This window comes from Lysinibacillus sp. NPDC096212, from assembly GCF_044763105.1.
Lineage (GTDB): Bacteria > Bacillota > Bacilli > Bacillales_A > Planococcaceae > Lysinibacillus.
In genome coordinates this window covers 199,544-217,884 of the sequence record NZ_JBIWFQ010000002.1, presented here as the reverse complement: position 1 = coordinate 217,884, position 18,341 = coordinate 199,544, and the positions used below count along the sequence as shown (strand labels likewise).

The window sequence follows — 18,341 nt, the reverse complement described above, 5'->3', positions numbered from 1 at the left end:
AGAACACCTCCTCAACCTATTTATTTCGTCGAATAAACGCTTCAAACTGTTCTCGCGTCCATGTATTCACAATCATATCCTTTTTCAACCATGCTCTGTTTGCGTAGCGCACCCCAATATCCATAAAGCGTAAATGAGCAATATCATGGGCATCCGTATTGATTGCTACGGGCACACCAGCTGCCAAAGCCATTTCTAAATGATCAACACATAAATCAAGACGATATGGATTCGCATTTAACTCTAAAATTTTACCATATTCCTTTGCCCACGAAATTAATTGCTCCATATCAGGATTATAGCCATTACGATCCTCAATAATGCGACCAGTTGGATGTGCAATCATATGAACGTACGGATTTTGCATCGCCGTCAGTAAACGTGCCATAATTTTGTCCTGCGATTGTGTAAAGCTAGAGTGAATAGAGGCAATTACGAAATCTAATTCTCTTAGCACCTCATCTTCAAAATCTAGGGAACCATCCGGCAAAATATCCATTTCTGTCCCCGCATATAAATGGAAATCTGGATGTGCTTCATTAAATGTCTCAATTTCAGCACGTTGCTTTGTTAAGCGCTCCGGCGTTAGACCATTCGCTACTTTTAAAAATTGTGAATGGTCAGTAATAACACTATATTGATAGCCACGCGCTATTAATGCCTTGCCCATTTCAGCTACAGAGTATGCACCATCAGACCAAGTCGTATGCATATGCAAATCTGCTTTCATATCTTCTATTTTCACTAGACTTTTAATGTCATCTGTTTTGTCAAATTCCGTTGTTCCTGTACGCAAACTCGGCGGGATAAATGGTAAATCAAAATGCGCAAAAAATTCTTCTTCATCCTTAAACGTTAATACGGTGCCATCAGCCTGCTCTACACCATATTCACTAATTTTTTCACCACGGGCTTTAGCAATTTGACGCATGCGTACATTGTGATCTTTTGAGCCTGTGAAATGATGCAAGGCCGTTGCATATTCAACATCTCTTACTAATCGGAAATCTACACTTACAGGCTCATCTAGATCTAAAATAACTGAAATTTTTGTATCACCAGCTGCTACGACTTCTTGTACAGAAAGCTCATTCAGTAGCTTTTCACGTACAGTTTCAACTGCTTCGGTTACAACAATAAAATCAATATCTTTACTTGTTTCAGCTGCACGACGGAAGCTTCCCGCAACAGAAAAACGTTCCACTTCTTCCATACTACCTAGAAGAGCTTCAATTTGTAAAACAACTGGATCCAGCTGCCAAATCGGTAAACGTTCTGATCGATTTGCTAAATTTGCAAGTTCCTTTAAAATTTTTTCTTCGGTCTTAGCCGCAAAGCCTGCCAGCTCACGAACTTTACCTTCCTCACAAGCAGTCTTTAAACTTTCCGCACAATCGACCCCTAACTCTTGATGAAGCTTAGCAATTTTTTTACCACCTAAGCCTGGAAGTTTTAATAGCGGGAGCAATCCTTTTGGTACAATTTCTTCTAATTCCTTTAATAAGCTTGATTCACCATTTGTCATTAAATCCTCAATAACAGCCGCTGTACCTTTACCTATACCTTTAAGCTTTGTTACATCCTCCATCTCACTTAATGAGCGCTCGTCCCCCTCAAGTGCGGCAGCAGCTTTTCGAAAGGCAGACACTTTGAATGGATTTTCCCCTTGTAATTCCATATACAATGCAATTTTTTCAAATGTGCGAATAATTGTTTTTTTGTTCATTGGGAATTCCTCCTATCGTAAAAACACTTCCCTCAAAACCGAGAGAAGTGCACAGTTTGCTATTGCATATAAATATACCACCAATTTTGGAACATACTTGTAATAATTGGGGTGTGTTCCAAAATGAGACCACTTAACAACGACTTCGACATTAAACTTTGAATAGAAGCAACTGGCAATAAAGCAAGAATGTACAGCAAAATAAACATAATTAAATAGTTTTCAATCATGCCAAACAATGCTCCAAGCCAGCGATTTACTGTACCTAACACAGGTAAATACGCTATAAAATCAAAAATCGATGCCACAATTTGCATTGTAATTTTCACCGCAAAGAAAATAACTGCAAATGCAATGACACGGTAAAAAGTGCGGTCTAAATCCAGGCTATCAATAACTACTCCAAGACTACCTGAATCCGTTACACCTGGATACGGAACCCAAAACACAAATTTTTGTGCTAATGGTTTATAATAGATATACGCAACTATTAGGGCAACTATAAAGCTAACGATATGCATCATCTGAACAATGAAACCACGTTTTGCACCAACGATGAGCCCGGCTAATAGCACCGCTAATATGATTAAATCTAACATTCACTTCAACCCTTTAATTTTTTCAATTCTTCTTCTAATTGTTCCATTTGTTCTTTTAATAGTAAATAATCGTGAACGGTATTTACTGCTGTAAGAACGGCAAGCTTTGTGCTATCAAGAGAGGGATTATGTACATTCATTTCGCGCATACGGTCATCAACAATCGAAGCGACAAGTCGCATATGTCCCATGGATTCAGAGCCGACCATTTTATATGTATGACCGTAGATTTCCACAGAAATTTTATTCTTTTCTTGATTTTCCATAGTCGCACCCTCCTTTAAAATTTTTGTGCTCACGAATTTTTTTATTGTGAGCAGCTTACACAAAAAAGCTATTTATTATCATAACATGAAAGGTATAAAATTGTGAACAACGAGGACAGAAAGGAACGAGTAAATGTCAAATATTGTACTTTCCATATCAACAAATATACAAAAAGAGGTGATGTCTTACTATGCAAACCATTTTGTAGAGCGTAAAGCTCCAGGTGTAATCTTTGCCGCAAAGCTCCCAGATACAGCAATTACGATGTACAAATCAGGTAAATTAATGTTCCAAGGGGGAGGAGCTGAACGAGAAGCTGCACGCTGGGGAAACATAGAAGTAAAAAACACACAAAAATCATCGTCGATAGGAGCAAAGGGCGATGTTCTTCCAGAAGGTTTTGCTACGATGTCGGTGCTAGGCTCAGACGAAACTGGTACTGGTGATTATTTCGGCCCAATAACAGTTGCAGCCGTATATGTCCCATCATCAAAAATTGCGCTTATAAACGAACTTGGTGTCAAAGACTCAAAAATGCTAACGGATGATTACATGCGTAAAATAGCACCTGATCTACGTGCAGCTTGCGTCCATAGTGTACTTGTACTACGCAATGAAAAATATAACGAATTACAAGCACGAGGTTACTCTCAAGGTAAGATGAAAGCTATGATGCACAATCGGGCACTTAAAAATGCACTGGCAAAAATGGCGCCAGAAAAACCAGAGCATATTTTGATAGATCAGTTTGCGGAACGCGGCGTTTATTACAATTACTTAAAAAATGAACGCGATATTGTTCGAGAGGATGTGCTATTTTCTACCAAGGCCGAGCAATTACATCTTTCCGTAGCAACCGCGTCGATATTAGCTCGTGCTTCATTTTTAAAAGAAATGGACCGACTGAGCGAGATTGCTGGAATAGAGTTGTTGAAGGGAGCTTCAGCGAAAGTAGATGCGTTAGCAGCACGCATTTGGCGGAAACAAGGTGAGGAATTTTTACGCTCCATTACGAAATGGCATTTTGCGAATACTGAGAAAGCTAAAAAGATGAAATAAAATTGGTCTATTAGACAAAAAAATTTCGCTATACTCCAGCAGATTACAAGTTATACACAACTTGTTCTCTATTGAAGTTAGCGAAATTCTTTATATCAAAAACTTATTATGACCAGATTTTTGTTTAGCTTAATATTTAAACTGTCTAATTGTTTGTTGTAGATTTTCAGACATTTTAGCAAGGGCTTCAGCCGATGCAGCGATTTCTTCCATAGAAGCAAGCTGTTCCTCTGTTGCGGCGGAAATATTTTGTGCACTTGCTGTATTTTCATTTGTTCGCTGAAGTACACTTTCAATACCCATTGCCACTTGATTGGAGTGTTCAGAAATAACTTTTGCTGTCTCTGAAATTTGTCCTATTTCATAGGTTACGCTTTGTACATTATCACTAATTTCTTTGAATGACTTTCCTGCCATATTTGTTACATCAATTCCCTTTAATACCTCAGCTGAACCAGCAGACATTGATTCAACCGCTAGTTTTGTATCGGCTTGAATATAATCAATGATATCTTTTATTTGCATTGTTGATTGTGCGGATTGCTCAGCAAGCTTTCGCACCTCATCAGCAACAACTGCAAAACCTTTTCCATGCTCACCTGCACGAGCAGCTTCAATTGCAGCATTTAAAGCTAAAAGATTTGTTTGATCAGCAATTTGCGTAATGGCCTCTACAATACGTCCGATTTCATTAGAACGTTCACTTAGTGTTTGTACTGTGTTTTCAAGTGCTTGGACAGTACTTTGAATCATTTTCATTTGGCCAATTGCTGTTTGAATAGTTTTGTCTCCTATCACAACAGCCTCCATTGCTTTATTCGACATCTCATTAACGGTATCGGACTTTACTGCAATTTGCTGAATGGATGAAGACATTTCAAGTACAGCGTTAGTGCTATCATTAATTGTTTCGGCTTGCAAATCAACCGTTTCAGCAAATGTTTGAATGGAATCAACAATTTGCGATGTAGCTCGTTTATTTTCTGATGTACTGGCTGTAAGTTCCTCCGATGATGCAGCTAACTGATTTGATTCCTCACCAATGTTACCAACTACACCACGTAAAGATAGAATCATTTTATTGAATATATCCGCCAATTTACCTATCTCATCATGTCTTTTAATTTCAATTAAATTACGTAAATCACCGTCTCCTACCTGCTCAGCTACTGTTGACAACTTTTGTAATGGGTGAATGATTGATCTTATAATGAAGGCACCAATGATTCCAAATATGATAAGAGCAATAACAATGACTGTCATAGTGTTTGTTAAAATTGGTTTTGTGACAGTTGCTACATCTGCTAAATCCATAGTACCAACAATTTTCCAACCTGTTAGTTTATTGGTAGTAAAAAACACTTGATACTCTTTTCCATCTTCCTTAATGGTAAAACTACCATCTTCTTTTCCTTGCATCTTTTCTATATATGACTTTTTAAGCTCCGATCCTGCCTCTAACTCCGGATCAGCAATAATAAGATTATTGGCATTTACTAATGTAGCATAGCCATTATCACCTATTTCCACTGAATTCACTAGCTCGGAAATTCCGTCTAAATTTAGACCAATAGAAATAACTCCTGAACGATCCTGTAAACCAGCTGATACTGCTAATATTAATTCACCTGTAATCGTTGATTTATATGGATCAATCATAACGTTTTTGCCAGGTGATTCAATAGCCGTTAAGTACCATGGTCGCGTAAATGGATCATAATCAGTTGAGGATTCAGCTTGTGGTTCACGCATAAATTTGTGCCCCTCAATTGCCAAATTGACAACAGAGACATTGCTATGTAAAGCATTATATTTTTCTAATTCCTTTAAAGCATCTGCATCTTGCACATTCTTATTAAAAGAAGCAGCTAAATACTCCACATCACTTTGAATAGGTGATATCTCATTTGAAATTAGTGTATTTAATAAATCGACATTTTCGCGTGAGCTTTTACTTAATTCCTTATAATATTGATCAGAAGCCTTCAAATATGAAAACGTACCAATAGCAATGCTGGGGATTAAAAGTGTCAAAGTAAACGCCCATATTAATCGGGCTCGTACGGAAAAGCCTCTTCTTTTTCGATGATTTTTCATAATAACTACCACCCCATAGTAAATTTTTCTATCCAAAACTTACTATACACATAATATAGATAAAAATTTTATTTTTTGTTATTTCTAAATATTGATGAAAAACTTAAATTGAGAATTAGCTTAGAGTATCTTCTCTCCCGTGCCTTACTTTTCTCACACTTTCTGCAAAAACTACTTGTAGCAGTTGTATGAGGTTAACAAAACAAAAAGCTGCCTCACTACGAGACAGCTTACAAAATTATTATTAAATTAGCGTACTTCTGTACCTTCAATTGTTGCAATAGCTTTTAACACTTTGTTATGTGCTGCAACAACTTCTTCATCTGTTAAAGTACGTTCTGGATCGAAGTATGTTAGAGAGAATGCAACTGATTTTTTACCAGCCTCCATTTTTTCACCTTCATATACGTCGAATACACGAACGTCTTTCAATAATTTCACGTTTGCTGAGCGAATCGCAGCAATAACTTCTCCAGCTGTTGTTGTACGGTCCATGATAAGTGCAATATCACGAGACATTGCTGGGAAGCGAGGCACAGGTGTATAACCAAGAGGTGCTTCTTTTGCATTAGCATTTAATAATGTTACTAGATTCATTTCCATTACATATGTGTCTTTTACACCCCATGTTTTTTGCTCTGCTGGATGTAATCCACCGATAATGCCCACTTGTTCACCGTCTAAAAGAATGCTAGCAGTACGTCCTGGGTGTAATCCATCTACTTCAGCTTTCACAAATGAAATACGATCCTCTAAACCAAGCTTACCGATAACACCTTCTACAATACCTTTTAAGACGAAGAAATCTACTGCTTTTTTCTCCCCTTGCCAAGCATGGTCAAGCCATTTTCCTGTTACTACTGCCGCCACATGCTCTTCCTCATATGGTAGCCCCTCTTCTGATTGCCCAAGGAAAACTGAACCGATTTCATACAATGCCACATTGTCAGCTTTACGCGCAACATTATACGCAGCAGCTTCAATTAAATGTGGGATAAGACTTTGACGTAGTGTTGAACGGTCCTCGCTCATCGGCATTAGTAAACGTGTTACTGGCTCAGCTTTCAATGCAAAGCGTTGTGACAATGCATCTGAAGTTAATGAGTAAGTGACAGCTTGGTAAAGGCCTGCTCCTTCCATGTAGTTACGAACTACACGACGATTTGCTTGATATGGAGTTAGACGCCCTACTTGGTTTGCTCCCTCTGGTAAAGTCATTGGGATTTCATCATAGCCGTATAAACGAGCAATTTCTTCTACAATATCTTCTTCAATTTTAATATCTTGACGACGTGTTGGTGCATCAACGATTAGCAAACCATTTGCTGCTTCTACGCCAAATTTAAGTCGCTCCAAAATAGTCAACATTTCTTCTAATGAAATTTTCATGCCTAAACGTTCATTAATAAAATCTGGAGAAACGACAACACGTGCTGGTGATTTATCTAGTTCATCCACGATGCATGTTCCCTCTAACACTTCACCGCCAGCTAATTCAGCTAGTAGTGCTGCAGCACGTTCTGCAGCAGATAACACACGGTTAGGGTCAACACCCTTTTCAAAACGAGCAGAAGCATCTGAACGAAGTCCAAGATGACGTGATGTTTGACGTACAGTTAAACCGTCGAAGTAAGCAGATTCGATGACAACCGTTGTTGTAGAATCATTTACCTCAGAGTTTGCACCACCCATTACACCTGCGATAGCTACTGGCTCTTTGCCATTTGTAATGACTAAATCTGTTGCTTTTAATGTACGCTCTTGGTCATCTAAAGTAGTAATTTTTTCGCCTTCTGTTGCTTTACGCACTACGATTTCACCTGTTGCAAGACTATCGTAGTCAAAGGCATGAAGCGGTTGACCGTATTCCATTAAAATGTAGTTCGTTACATCGACAACATTATTGTGTGGGCGTACGCCTGCTGCCATCAAACGATTTTGTAGCCACATTGGTGATTCCGCTATTTTTACGTTTTTCACAACTTTTGCTACATACATTGGGTTTGCTTGTAAATCTTCTACGCGAAGCTTAAACAAATCTTCAGCTTTTTCAGAAGATGTGCTGTAGGCGATTTCTGGATACTTCACTTCTTCTGAAAGAATTGCGCCAACTTCATACGCCACACCTAGCATTGACAGTGCGTCTGAGCGGTTTGGTGTTAAACCAAGCTCTAACACTGTGTCACGTAAACCTAAAATAGCAAGGGCATCCGAACCTACCTCAGCACCCTCTGGAAGCACATAAATACCTTCAGAATATGCTTTAGGAACAAGTTTCCCTTCGATTCCTAATTCTTGTAATGAACAAATCATACCGTTTGATTCATGTCCACGAAGTTTTGCTTTTTTTATTTTAATGCCGCCTGGTAAATGTGCACCTGGACGAGCGACAATAACTTTTTGACCAGCATCAACGTTTGGAGCACCACAAATAATTTGTTGTGGTTCAGCTTCACCAACATCCACTTGGCAAATATTTAATTTATCTGCTTCAGGATGTTTCTCTTTTGATACGATATAGCCGACAACAACTTTATCCATGCCGTTAGCACGGTCAATTACTGCATCTACTTCAATTCCAGAACGCGTAATTTTTTCAGCTAACTCTTCAGTCGCTAAATCTTGTGTATTTACATAATCTTTTAACCATTCTAATGATACTAACATCTTTTATCCCCCTTACGCCTCTGTTCGCTCGAATTGTGATAAGAAACGTGAGTCATTTGTATAGAAATGACGAATATCGTCGACACCATATTTCAACATTGCGATACGCTCAGCACCAATACCGAATGCAAAGCCTGACACTTTCTTCGGATCATAGCCAGACATTTCTAGTACTCTTGGATGTACCATACCAGCGCCTAAAATTTCAATCCAGCCTGTTCCTTTACAAATGTTACAGCCTGAACCACCACATTTGAAGCATGAAATATCCATTTCAACAGATGGCTCTGTGAATGGGAAGAAGCTTGGACGAAGTCGAATTTCGCGGTCTGCACCGAACATTTTTTTCGCTAATGTATCAAGCGTACCTTTAAGGTCACTCATGCGAATATTTTCACCAATTACTAACCCTTCAATTTGCATGAATTGGTGCGAGTGTGTAGCATCATCGTTGTCTCGACGGAATACTTTCCCTGGGCAAATAATGCGAATTGATTCACCTTTTTTTGCCTCCATCGTGCGAGCTTGAACAGGTGATGTTTGTGTACGTAGTAATATTTCCTCGGAAATATAGAACGAATCTTGCATATCACGAGCAGGATGTCCCTTCGGTAAGTTCAGTGCCTCGAAGTTATAATAATCCTTTTCCACTTCTGGACCTTCTGCAATTTCATAGCCCATACCGATAAATAAATCTTCAATTTCTTCAATAACGCGTGTTAATGGATGACGATTGCCAACTTTAATTTCACGACCAGGTAAAGTGACATCAATCGACTCACTTGCTAATTTTTCAGCAATTGCTGCTTCCTCTAGCACAGTTACCTTTTCCTCTAATACAGCCGTTACATTTTCACGAACCGTATTGACTAAGGCACCCATTTTTGGGCGTTCCTCAGCTGATAATTTCCCCATCCCTTTTAATAAATCCGTGATAGGTCCTTTTTTCCCTAGATATGCTACTCGCACATCATTTAATTCCTTTAAATTTGCTGCCGCTTCAATTTTAGCAAGTGCTTCTTGCTCTAATTGCTTTAATTGCTCTTCCATGTAATAAACCCTCCTTGTTCAAATCCATGCCAGTTTTGTTGATGGCATAAAAAAACTCGCCCCTAAAAAAGGGACGAGGACATATTCGCGGTACCACCCTAGTTATTGCAAGGCAAATTCCTAGCAATCACTTCATTGACATAACGACTAGATTAAAGCCGGCGTACCTTTACAGCATTTCGCTGGTCCCGGTAGCTGCTCGCGGGATGAATTCAAAACTGCATTGGTACGGCGCTAGCTCTCAATCTCCGGCCTGCGCTCCCTGTCGTCCATTCACAATCTTTACTACTTCCCGGTCAATGCATTTAAGTTTACATTTTAACTGTGATTATACAATACTATACCAATTCAAATCAAGAGCTAAGTGCCTATTACCTTCGATATTGATGGTTCTATTGGCAATTTTAGGCTCATCACCATAACGTGTGGTTGATTTCCGTTCCGGCTGGGCGCTTTCCCGGGGGAGTCCGATGAGCCGCTTCGCTTCGCTGCAGGGTCTCGGGCCAACATGATATTGGTCACGAAGGCGTTATCACAGGATGTGATGGTTTTAGCCTTTGTTCCTCTATCGCTGATCCCCAAGGAGTCGCCCAGCCTCCACTCCAATCAACTAATATACAGTGCAAATATTTAAATATATTATCTATAACTTTTTAGTGATGAGCTCAATTTTAATATATCCTTATTATTCCATATTTAATTACTTTTATTCCCTACTTAACAAATCCATATAAAACGATTCCTGTTGCTACTGCTACGTTTAGAGACTCCGCTTGTCCCAAAATTGGAATGATAATATTTTGATCTGTCATCGAAAGTAGTTGTGGATGAATACCACTACCTTCATTCCCCATCATTATCGCGAATGCACCAGTATGCTCAATATCACTATAGACAACTGCATCCTCATCTAAAGCTGTTCCAAATACTGGTACATCATTATCCTGTAGCTGCTCAATCCATTCCTCTAAATCGCCACGCTGGACGGGAATATGGAAATGAGAGCCTTGTGCAGAGCGAAGCGTTTTAGGATTATATAAATCCGCACAGCCCTTACCGAGTATGACTGCATCCAAACCAGCTGCATCCGCAGTACGAATCATCGTTCCAATATTTCCTGGATCTTGCACAGCATCAATTAGTAGCACCTTGCGCCATGAAGCCATTCCATCTTCTTCTAACAAAGGTTGCTTACAAACTGCAAATACACCTTGAGATGTTTCCGTTTCAGCAAACTCTTTGGCAACAGCTGCTGTTACTTCAACTACGGCTACATTATCAATCGGCCAAAGCATTGGTAAATCTACACCTTCACGTACAATTAGCTGTAGCACCTGCTCGTTATTTTTTAATGCTTCCTCTACCAAGTGGAATCCCTCTACTAGGAATTCTCCAGATCTTTCACGCTCTTTACGTGTTGTCGCAAGCTTCTTCCAATATTTCACTAACGCATTTTGCGTAGATTCAATTCTTTTCATCGTACCTCGTACCGCCTTTTTCCTATATATTGTTCATTATTATACAGTAGAAAACGATAAATTACATAGTCATGCAAAAAACAGTTTAATTGTTATTTCTCCATTTACCAATCATTGGAAAATAATGCCCTCTGACGGAACGGAAATCAACTCCACGCTATTACGATGAGCCATACACGCTAAGATATTTTGCCATCATCTGTATTTTGGGATGACATTTTGTTAAAACGTATACCATGTGAAAAAGTTGATTGGAGTGGAGGCTGGGCGACTCCTTGGGGATTAGCGTCACAGATGAGACCCTGGAGCGCAGCGAAGCGGCTCATCGGACGCCCCCAGGAAAGCGCCCAGCCGGAACGGAAATCAACCCCACGCTATGGAAATGAGCAAAATTATTCCCTACTAGATAATAGGGGAATTCAGTGATATATGTTATAATTTTCAATATTTTAAGAATGCACAACGGGGATGAAAATAAATGAAAAAAAATGTACATGTAGTAGGTGCAATTATCGAAAATGATAAGCACGAAATTTTTTGTGCGTTAAGAAATCCTAATATGGTACTAGCAAATTATTGGGAATTCCCTGGTGGTAAAATCGAAGAGGGCGAATCGCCGGAACAAGCTTTAACTCGTGAAATATTAGAGGAGTTTAATTGCTCTATACAAGTTGAGGAAAAGGTTGAGGATACCATTTATGAATATGAAAAATTTATCGTACGCTTAGAAACATTTAAAGCGTCGATTATAAAGGGAGAGCCGGTCATGTTAGAACATGCTGAAATTAGATGGGTTTCTCGAAATGAACTTCTCAATCTTAATTTTGCTCCTGCTGATATTCCAGCGATCAATAAAATACTTGCAGAAAAATAGTCTATGGGCAGTTAATGTAGAAAAAAAGAGCAGATTCCCATCTTCAGTCTGCTCTTTCATTTTTCATTGACTCTCACTTAAAGCCATTTTCTATTTGGCGGAATACTTTGAGGAAAATGAAATACATTAAACGGATCGTATTTTCCCTTTACCGCTCTAAGCATTCTAAGGTTACGACCATAATAGGCAGTTGGCCAATCTTTTATAAAACGATCTGGGAAATTCACATAATCACCAGCAGTGTAAGGTGACAAAGTTCTTCTTAAATTCTCCACCCACTGAATATTTTTTTCTTCTTCTTTAGCTTTTTTCCATGAAGTATTATACTCCTGAGCAAGCAAAGCATTCCTATAATAATAAGCTGTTCGGTTTGACGCAATTTGGCTTACCGCACCTCTAAGAGATTGCTGCCAAATGGTCGTATCTCTATTTGGAGCGTTCGATAAAAATTCTTTCATTTGTACAATGGCAGCATGAGGGAATGGCCTTTCAATAAAGGATCCTGACCTTTTACGAAGGGCTGGTTTGTTGCCGCTCGGTAAGTCGAAAAATTCTACAGCTTTAATATACGGTACTTCCTTTATCCATATATTCGTTGGTGAACCTGTTTTCCTTAAAGGACGGAGTAGTTTCTTTAACTCAGAAGCCGTACCTATAAACTCACCTTGAGCAACAATTTCGCCCACTTCCTTAGATTTCAGCTCAATCTGTGAGGTCAAGCGTTCATCTGTATACGGTGCCCATTTTTGCCATGCGTCAAAGGCTCGTTCAAAATCTTCCCATTCCCATGTAATGGAGAAAATCGATACGTTAGAAATAGGATGCAGTTTAAATGTAAGAGCTGTAACGATGCCAAAATTCCCACCGCCCCCGCCACAACTTGCCCAAAATAAATCACTATTTCTCTGCTTATCAGCTTCGATTACTTCAGCCCCTTCATGACCACTTGCAACAACTATTTCCAGTTCTAGTAGATTGTCACATGTTAGCCCAAATGGACGCGATAGCATGCCAATTCCGCCACCAAGTGTTAAACCAACAACCCCTACACTACCTTCAGTTCCTGCCGGGATTGTAAAACCATTTTCCCATAATACCCGATACACTTTTCCTATATTAGCGCCCGCTTCAATTGTCGCTGTCATATCTTGCCGATTAATTGTTATGTCATTCATATCACTAACATCTATAACAAGACCTTCATTTAATAATGAATAATTTTCATAGTTATGTCTTCCACTTCTGATTCGAAACGATTCATTATTTTCTCTCGCCCATCTTAATGCGTTGATAACATCTTTCGTACGTCGACAAAATACAATGATACCGGGAAATTTGGGATCATTTAAGTTATTATTTGTTCTTGCTTGCTCATAGTCCGGATCTTTAGGGGTAACAATTCTTCCTGTGAGCTTTACTTTCTTCAAAATACAGCCCCTCTCTCAAATGATGCAATACATATGTTTTATCCTATGCTTATCACTTGGAAAGAATATGAAAATCGGAATTTTTATCGCTTAAAAATGAAAGATAAATGCTCATTCTCTTTATTCATACATATGATGCTATATTGAAACCACTAAGGAGGTGTCCTAATGATTATTCATGTTGTGAGCGCTGGTGAAACACTTTGGCAAATTGCAAACAGCTATTCTGTACCTATAAATTCCATTATCCAATTAAACGCTTTATCTAATCCAGATCAATTAGTAATCGGGCAAGCACTTGTTATCCCTTCTCCCTACACAACTCATATAGTAAAAAGGGGTGACACCTTATGGTCGATTTCCCAACATTATGGGGTGGCTATGCAATCGATTATCACAGAAAATCATTTAACAAATCCAGATGTTTTAACACCTGGAACTAGACTAATTATTCCACCCACTACACATATTGTGCTGCCAGGGGAAACTCTATCGCAAATTGCTACACAATACGGAACGACTGTTCAAGCAATTGTTTTAGAAAATGGAATTTCAGATCCAAACATGATTTATGCTGGTGCGCATTTGATTATTCCGAGAGCAAAGCCTTCCATTGAAGTAAATGCTTATACGTATGAAGAGCCTAAAGAAGCCGTACAGTCGATTAACGCAATCGGTCATTTACTAACTTATTTTAGTCCCTTTGCTTATATGGTGAAGGAGGATGGAACATTACAGCCTATAAAGGATAAAGAAATGATCGATGCAGCTATTGCCAAAAACATTACACCTATGTTGACCCTTACGAATTTCTCTTCCACAGAGGCCGGTTCCAACTTATCACATGTTATTTTATCTAATGCAGATTTACGGGAAAAGGTTATTAACAATACTTTGCAAGTGATGCAGGAAAAGGGCTATAAAGTTCTAAACGTTGATTTTGAAAACGTTCTTCCAGCAGATCGAGAGAATTACAACACTTTCCTTCAATTAGCTGTTGATCGTCTTCACCCAAAAGGATTCCTAGTATCAACGGCACTTGCGCCAAAAACAAGCGCAACGCAGGCAGGAACATTATATGAAGCACATGATTATGAAGCACATGGAAGAATTGCAGACTTTGTCATTTTGATGACATATGAGTGGGGATACCGACTTGGTCCACCACAAGCCATTTCACCCATTAACGAAATGAGAAAAGTTGTGGAATATGCTTTATCAGTTATGCCTGCTAACAAAATATTTTTAGGCTTTGAAATTTATGCTCGTGATTGGCTTCTACCTCATGTTAAAGGTCAGGAGGCAGAAACATTCAGCTCTCAAGAAGCACTTAACAGAGCAATAAAACATGGCGCAACCATTCAATACGATAGGACCGCACAGTCGCCGTTTTTCCGTTATGTTGATGAACAAGGTAAAAATCATGAGGTATGGTTTGAAGATGCTAGAAGCGCACAAGCTAAGTTTGACATGACGAAGGAATATAATCTTCGAGGTATTAGCTATTGGGCATTAGGTTTCCCTTTCCCACAAAACTGGGCGTTATTAAATAATGATTTTTCTATCAAAAAGGTTTCCTTATAAATTAAGACTCATCGTGAGGGTGATTTCGGTTCCAAAGGATGTCCAATGAGCCACTTTGGCCAAAAGGATGTTGATCATGAGGGCGTTAAAAAACCTTGGAATTCAGGCCTTTTTAAGCTTATTATGCTCATTTAAGGCTGATCTATTAACACAAAAAGTACTACAATAAATTCTTACCTTTCCCTAGTTTTTCCCATGATAAAATAATCAATTCAAAGCCATATTAAGAAATATCAAATCGAAAGGAGAAACTGAACATGGGAAGAGACAATAAGCAAGGTAAAAGCGCCAACAAAGGGTCATTGCCTCAAACGCCAAAAAACCAAAAAATAGCGCCAGACAAAGTGAGTGAAAAAGCTAGTGAAGAGTTTTCTCAAGAGTTTATGAACATGATTAATTCAGTCACTAAAGAAGGCAAAACAAAAAAATAAGGGGGCCTTCAAGTGGATTATACACGTGCACAAGAAATTGTCGCCTCACCAAAAGAATATGAAGTAAGCTATAATGGTGTATCTATTTGGATTGACAAACTTCATGATGATGGTAAAACTGCAACTGTCCATTTACGTCGTTCTTTAGAGGAACGATCTGAAGTGGACATAGGAGAATTAAAAGAAGAGTACCTCGTACATTAAACTTTATCCTCAAATAAAAAACTGCTTACTTCCTGTGGCGAAGTAGGCAGTTTTCATGTTGTTGAAAACTATTACGGCAATGACATTAATGGGGTCATATTAAATAAAGTTTAGCTCTCGGCAAATCGAGGGGGTGGTTTCCATTCTAGGCTACTCGCTTTGTCGCTGACGCTTCGCTTTCGCGCAGAGCAGAGCTTCCTGTGGGCGAGCGCCGAGCCGCTTCCTCCGCTTACGTTGCTGTCGCTTCGCTTTCCCATGGGAGTCGAGTAGCCTCCCACTCCAATCAACAACAACATAGAACTTTTATAAAATTAATGCATCCCAAAAGTGAAAAGTACTTTAATAACCCCAGAATATTGCCAATGCGAAGATCCATGAAATAACAGTAGACCATAAAAACAATTGTTTAGAATCACTAGCAAATTTTCTTAATAATAAACCTAACATCACTGAAATGGCTATTATTAACAGTAAACTTAGAAAAAATGGAGCATTCGGAAAAGACTCACTCATCGTAGAAAAAATCAATGTTTTTAATGATAAAAATAAAAAGGTTGTTAAAAATATACTATACCCTACTACCATTATTATTTTTTTCAATTTTTTTCACCTCTGATATTTAAATGACGTAATCCTCTTCATATTTAAACTCTGTTAAAATATCCCTTGCTCGATTGTTTAACTCTGTGAAGGTGTTGGAAATCTGTTCAGCAGAAATCGGTTTACTAAATAAATAGCCCTGAATATAATCACAACCACCGTTAATAAGGAAAGCAAGCTGCTCCACTTCTTCAATTCCTTCAGCAACAACCTTTAATCTCAAATGCTTCGCCATTGATAAAATCATGGAAACGAGCGCCTCATCATTTGGGTTATGCTGAATATTTCGAACGAACGCCCGATCAATTTTTAAACAATCGATTGGAAAATCTTTTAAATATGAAAGTGACGAATACCCTGTCCCAAAGTCATCAACAGCAATTTGGATACCAATTGCCTTTAACTCATGAAGTAGCTGAGTTATTTGATCAATGTTCATCGTCATACTTTCTGTAATTTCTAATTGTAAATATTTCGGTTCTAAATTTGTACGTTGTAAGATTTCTTGTACCATTTGCACTAAATCTTGCTGGAATAACTGTCCAATGGATAAATTCACAGCAACCTTCACCGGAGGCAAACCTTGCTCCTTCCATGTCTTCGCTTGACTGCACGCCATTTCTAAAATCCATTTTCCTAAAGGAATAATTAGACCAGATTCTTCTGCAATTGGGATAAACAACTCAGGTGAAACAAATCCACGGGTTGGATGACGCCAACGTACTAGTGCTTCTACCGATTCAATTTTACCCGTTTTTAAATTTACTTGAGGCTGAAAATCCAAGTAGAATTCTTCATTAGCTAATGCTTTATGGAGCTCTTGCTCAATCAATATACGATCAGCAATGCCATTTGACATATATGGCTTATAAAAAAGAACTCTTTGAGGTATTTGACCAGCTTCCCTCATCGCTAACTGGGCGTGCATTAAAAGCTCTTCCCCTGAGCAATCTTCTTCATGCAAGGCAATGCCAATATTAAGATTTCCGTTGAGCGGAAATAGTTGTACTTGTAATGGTTTTTTCATAGCACTCTTCAAGTTCAAGCAAAATTGTAGCAACTCTTCTCTTGTCTTCACCTGATTAATATAAATAATAAACTGTCCCTCACGAAGCTTTGTAGCAAAATAATGAGGCGGTAATATAGCTTGAATTCTCTCACCTACGAGCTTCATCATTGTATTAGAATAGCTTATACCTATAGATGAGCGAATAGCAGCAAGGCGGTCAATCTCAATAGCAATGATTGCTTTTTGATGACTATTATCGTGTAAATCCTCTTTTAATGTTTTCAATAATAAATGTTCATTTGGAAGCTTAGTAATATCATCATGATAAGCTTGAAAATGAAGCTCCTGTTGCGAATGCTCAAGATCTCGCTTTATTTTTAAAAGTTGCGTATATGGTTTTTCAACAGTTGTATAATAAATGGCTTTTAGGAAAAAGTAGAATGCGAAAAATTGATAAATTAATGCTGAAAAGCCCCAAATTGATTTCAAATCTTTGATGAACGCAAAGAAAATATCACTAATAATCAAATAAATTGCTGCGGTAATAAGCCACATAACTCGTTTAGGCAACTTTTTTTTATACTTACTTAAAATCACTATCGTTACACCTTGTAAGACAGCAGACATTAAATGAACAATAGCGCTTGCTTTCAGCAACAATTGTTCTTCAAGTAAAAAATATTTTGAAGAGAGATACACTAGAAAAAGGCTCAGTAGTACAAATAATAAGGAACTGCTATATGTATAATTACGATCATTCATCGTTAAGCGTTTTTTTGGCTTTAAAATAATAAAAAGAAAACCGATTGATAAGCATAAACGCATTATTAAATCCAACCATATTTCCAAATATAGTGTATCAGCCATTGGATATTGAGCGGTAACCAAGCTCACTAATTCAAACAAGGCGATGATAAAAAATAAATTACCTATGTATAATGTTTGGCTCGATAATAAGTGTGAAAAAACGAGCCAAGATTGAATAGCGATTGCCATTGTAAAAACAATAATTAGTATTTGTATAATCAAATTCAAACAAATGTAACTTTCTTCCTTAAAAGAACCAAATACCTGATTACTTAAACCTAATAGTGGCAACACTAGCAATAGTGGCAATACTACATACCAAATCTCTTTCTTTTCTATCTCTAATTGTTTCAACCAATTCTCCAACAGAAACCCTCCATACCAATATATATAAAATTAGATAGGTAATATGATCTACCTAAAGGAAATATAAAATTAAAAATTGTATTTTTCTTTGACTTC

At 38.1% G+C, this 18,341-nt stretch carries 15 protein-coding genes; 5 read left to right on the top strand and 10 right to left on the bottom strand.

Translation table 11 applies throughout. The features are described from left to right. Positions 1–16: 16 nt before the first annotated feature. The 3 genes from polX to zapA are packed head-to-tail and all read right to left on the bottom strand — an operon-like array spanning position 17 to position 2,591. The gene (gene polX / locus ACIQ7T_RS02730) at positions 17–1,726 is read right to left on the bottom strand and encodes a DNA polymerase/3'-5' exonuclease PolX (RefSeq protein ID WP_402868448.1); all 1,710 of its coding nucleotides are present in this window, start codon (positions 1,724–1,726) and stop codon (positions 17–19) included. Positions 1,727–1,785: 59 nt separating this feature from the next. Next, a complete protein-coding gene (locus ACIQ7T_RS02725) occupies positions 1,786–2,325 on the bottom strand; it encodes a CvpA family protein (RefSeq protein ID WP_370075579.1) in 540 nt (179 codons plus the stop codon). A gap of 5 nt (positions 2,326–2,330) precedes the next feature. Continuing rightward, positions 2,331–2,591 (bottom strand): cell division protein ZapA, encoded by a 261-nt coding sequence (zapA, locus tag ACIQ7T_RS02720; RefSeq protein WP_370075581.1) that lies wholly within the window; start codon positions 2,589–2,591, stop codon positions 2,331–2,333. Between the two features lie 133 nt (positions 2,592–2,724). On the opposite strand from zapA, the gene rnhC reads away from it, so the two are divergent. Next, positions 2,725–3,651, top strand: coding sequence for a ribonuclease HIII (rnhC, locus tag ACIQ7T_RS02715; protein WP_402868446.1), 927 nt, complete (start codon positions 2,725–2,727; stop codon positions 3,649–3,651). A gap of 129 nt (positions 3,652–3,780) precedes the next feature. Here rnhC and ACIQ7T_RS02710 read toward each other — a convergent pair whose 3' ends face one another. The 4 genes from ACIQ7T_RS02710 to ACIQ7T_RS02695 all read right to left on the bottom strand — a co-directional run bounded on the left by ACIQ7T_RS02710 (position 3,781) and on the right by ACIQ7T_RS02695 (position 10,943). After that, the gene (locus ACIQ7T_RS02710; protein WP_402868444.1) at positions 3,781–5,748 is read right to left on the bottom strand and encodes a methyl-accepting chemotaxis protein; all 1,968 of its coding nucleotides are present in this window, start codon (positions 5,746–5,748) and stop codon (positions 3,781–3,783) included. A gap of 249 nt (positions 5,749–5,997) precedes the next feature. Continuing rightward, on the bottom strand, positions 5,998–8,415 hold the full coding sequence (gene pheT, locus ACIQ7T_RS02705; protein WP_402868442.1) for a phenylalanine--tRNA ligase subunit beta: 2,418 nt from the start codon (positions 8,413–8,415) through the stop codon (positions 5,998–6,000). A gap of 12 nt (positions 8,416–8,427) precedes the next feature. Continuing rightward, positions 8,428–9,465 (bottom strand): phenylalanine--tRNA ligase subunit alpha, encoded by a 1,038-nt coding sequence (pheS, locus tag ACIQ7T_RS02700; protein ID WP_402868440.1) that lies wholly within the window; start codon positions 9,463–9,465, stop codon positions 8,428–8,430. 713 nt (positions 9,466–10,178) lie between these two features. Then, on the bottom strand, positions 10,179–10,943 hold the full coding sequence (locus tag ACIQ7T_RS02695) for a TrmH family RNA methyltransferase (protein WP_402868438.1): 765 nt from the start codon (positions 10,941–10,943) through the stop codon (positions 10,179–10,181). Positions 10,944–11,421: 478 nt separating this feature from the next. Between ACIQ7T_RS02695 and ACIQ7T_RS02690 the strand changes: the two genes are divergently transcribed. Beyond that, positions 11,422–11,817 carry a (deoxy)nucleoside triphosphate pyrophosphohydrolase gene (locus ACIQ7T_RS02690; protein WP_370075593.1) on the top strand — a complete coding sequence of 132 codons (396 nt, stop codon included), beginning with the start codon at positions 11,422–11,424 and terminating at the stop codon, positions 11,815–11,817. Between the two features lie 77 nt (positions 11,818–11,894). On the opposite strand, the gene ACIQ7T_RS02685 is transcribed toward ACIQ7T_RS02690, so the two are convergent. Further along, positions 11,895–13,244, bottom strand: a complete 1,350-nt coding sequence (locus tag ACIQ7T_RS02685; protein WP_402868436.1) for an FAD-binding oxidoreductase — start codon at positions 13,242–13,244, stop codon at positions 11,895–11,897. Positions 13,245–13,412: 168 nt separating this feature from the next. Here ACIQ7T_RS02685 and ACIQ7T_RS02680 point away from each other — a divergent pair, with 168 nt between their 5' ends. From ACIQ7T_RS02680 to ACIQ7T_RS02670, 3 genes are all read left to right on the top strand, one after another. Next, positions 13,413–14,828 carry a LysM peptidoglycan-binding domain-containing protein gene (locus tag ACIQ7T_RS02680; protein ID WP_370075597.1) on the top strand — a complete coding sequence of 472 codons (1,416 nt, stop codon included), beginning with the start codon at positions 13,413–13,415 and terminating at the stop codon, positions 14,826–14,828. A 257-nt stretch (positions 14,829–15,085) separates the two neighbouring features. Next, positions 15,086–15,259, top strand: a complete 174-nt coding sequence (locus ACIQ7T_RS02675; RefSeq protein WP_370075599.1) for a hypothetical protein — start codon at positions 15,086–15,088, stop codon at positions 15,257–15,259. A gap of 12 nt (positions 15,260–15,271) precedes the next feature. Further along, entirely contained in the window at positions 15,272–15,463 is a 192-nt protein-coding gene (locus ACIQ7T_RS02670) for an H-type small acid-soluble spore protein (RefSeq protein WP_100544861.1), read from the top strand. A 339-nt stretch (positions 15,464–15,802) separates the two neighbouring features. Here ACIQ7T_RS02670 and ACIQ7T_RS02665 read toward each other — a convergent pair whose 3' ends face one another. Beyond that, complete coding sequence (locus ACIQ7T_RS02665) at positions 15,803–16,063, bottom strand: hypothetical protein (protein WP_402868434.1); 261 nt, start codon at positions 16,061–16,063, stop codon at positions 15,803–15,805. Between the two features lie 19 nt (positions 16,064–16,082). Beyond that, entirely contained in the window at positions 16,083–18,245 is a 2,163-nt protein-coding gene (locus ACIQ7T_RS02660) for a bifunctional diguanylate cyclase/phosphodiesterase (RefSeq protein ID WP_402868432.1), read from the bottom strand. Positions 18,246–18,341: the final 96 nt, after the last annotated feature.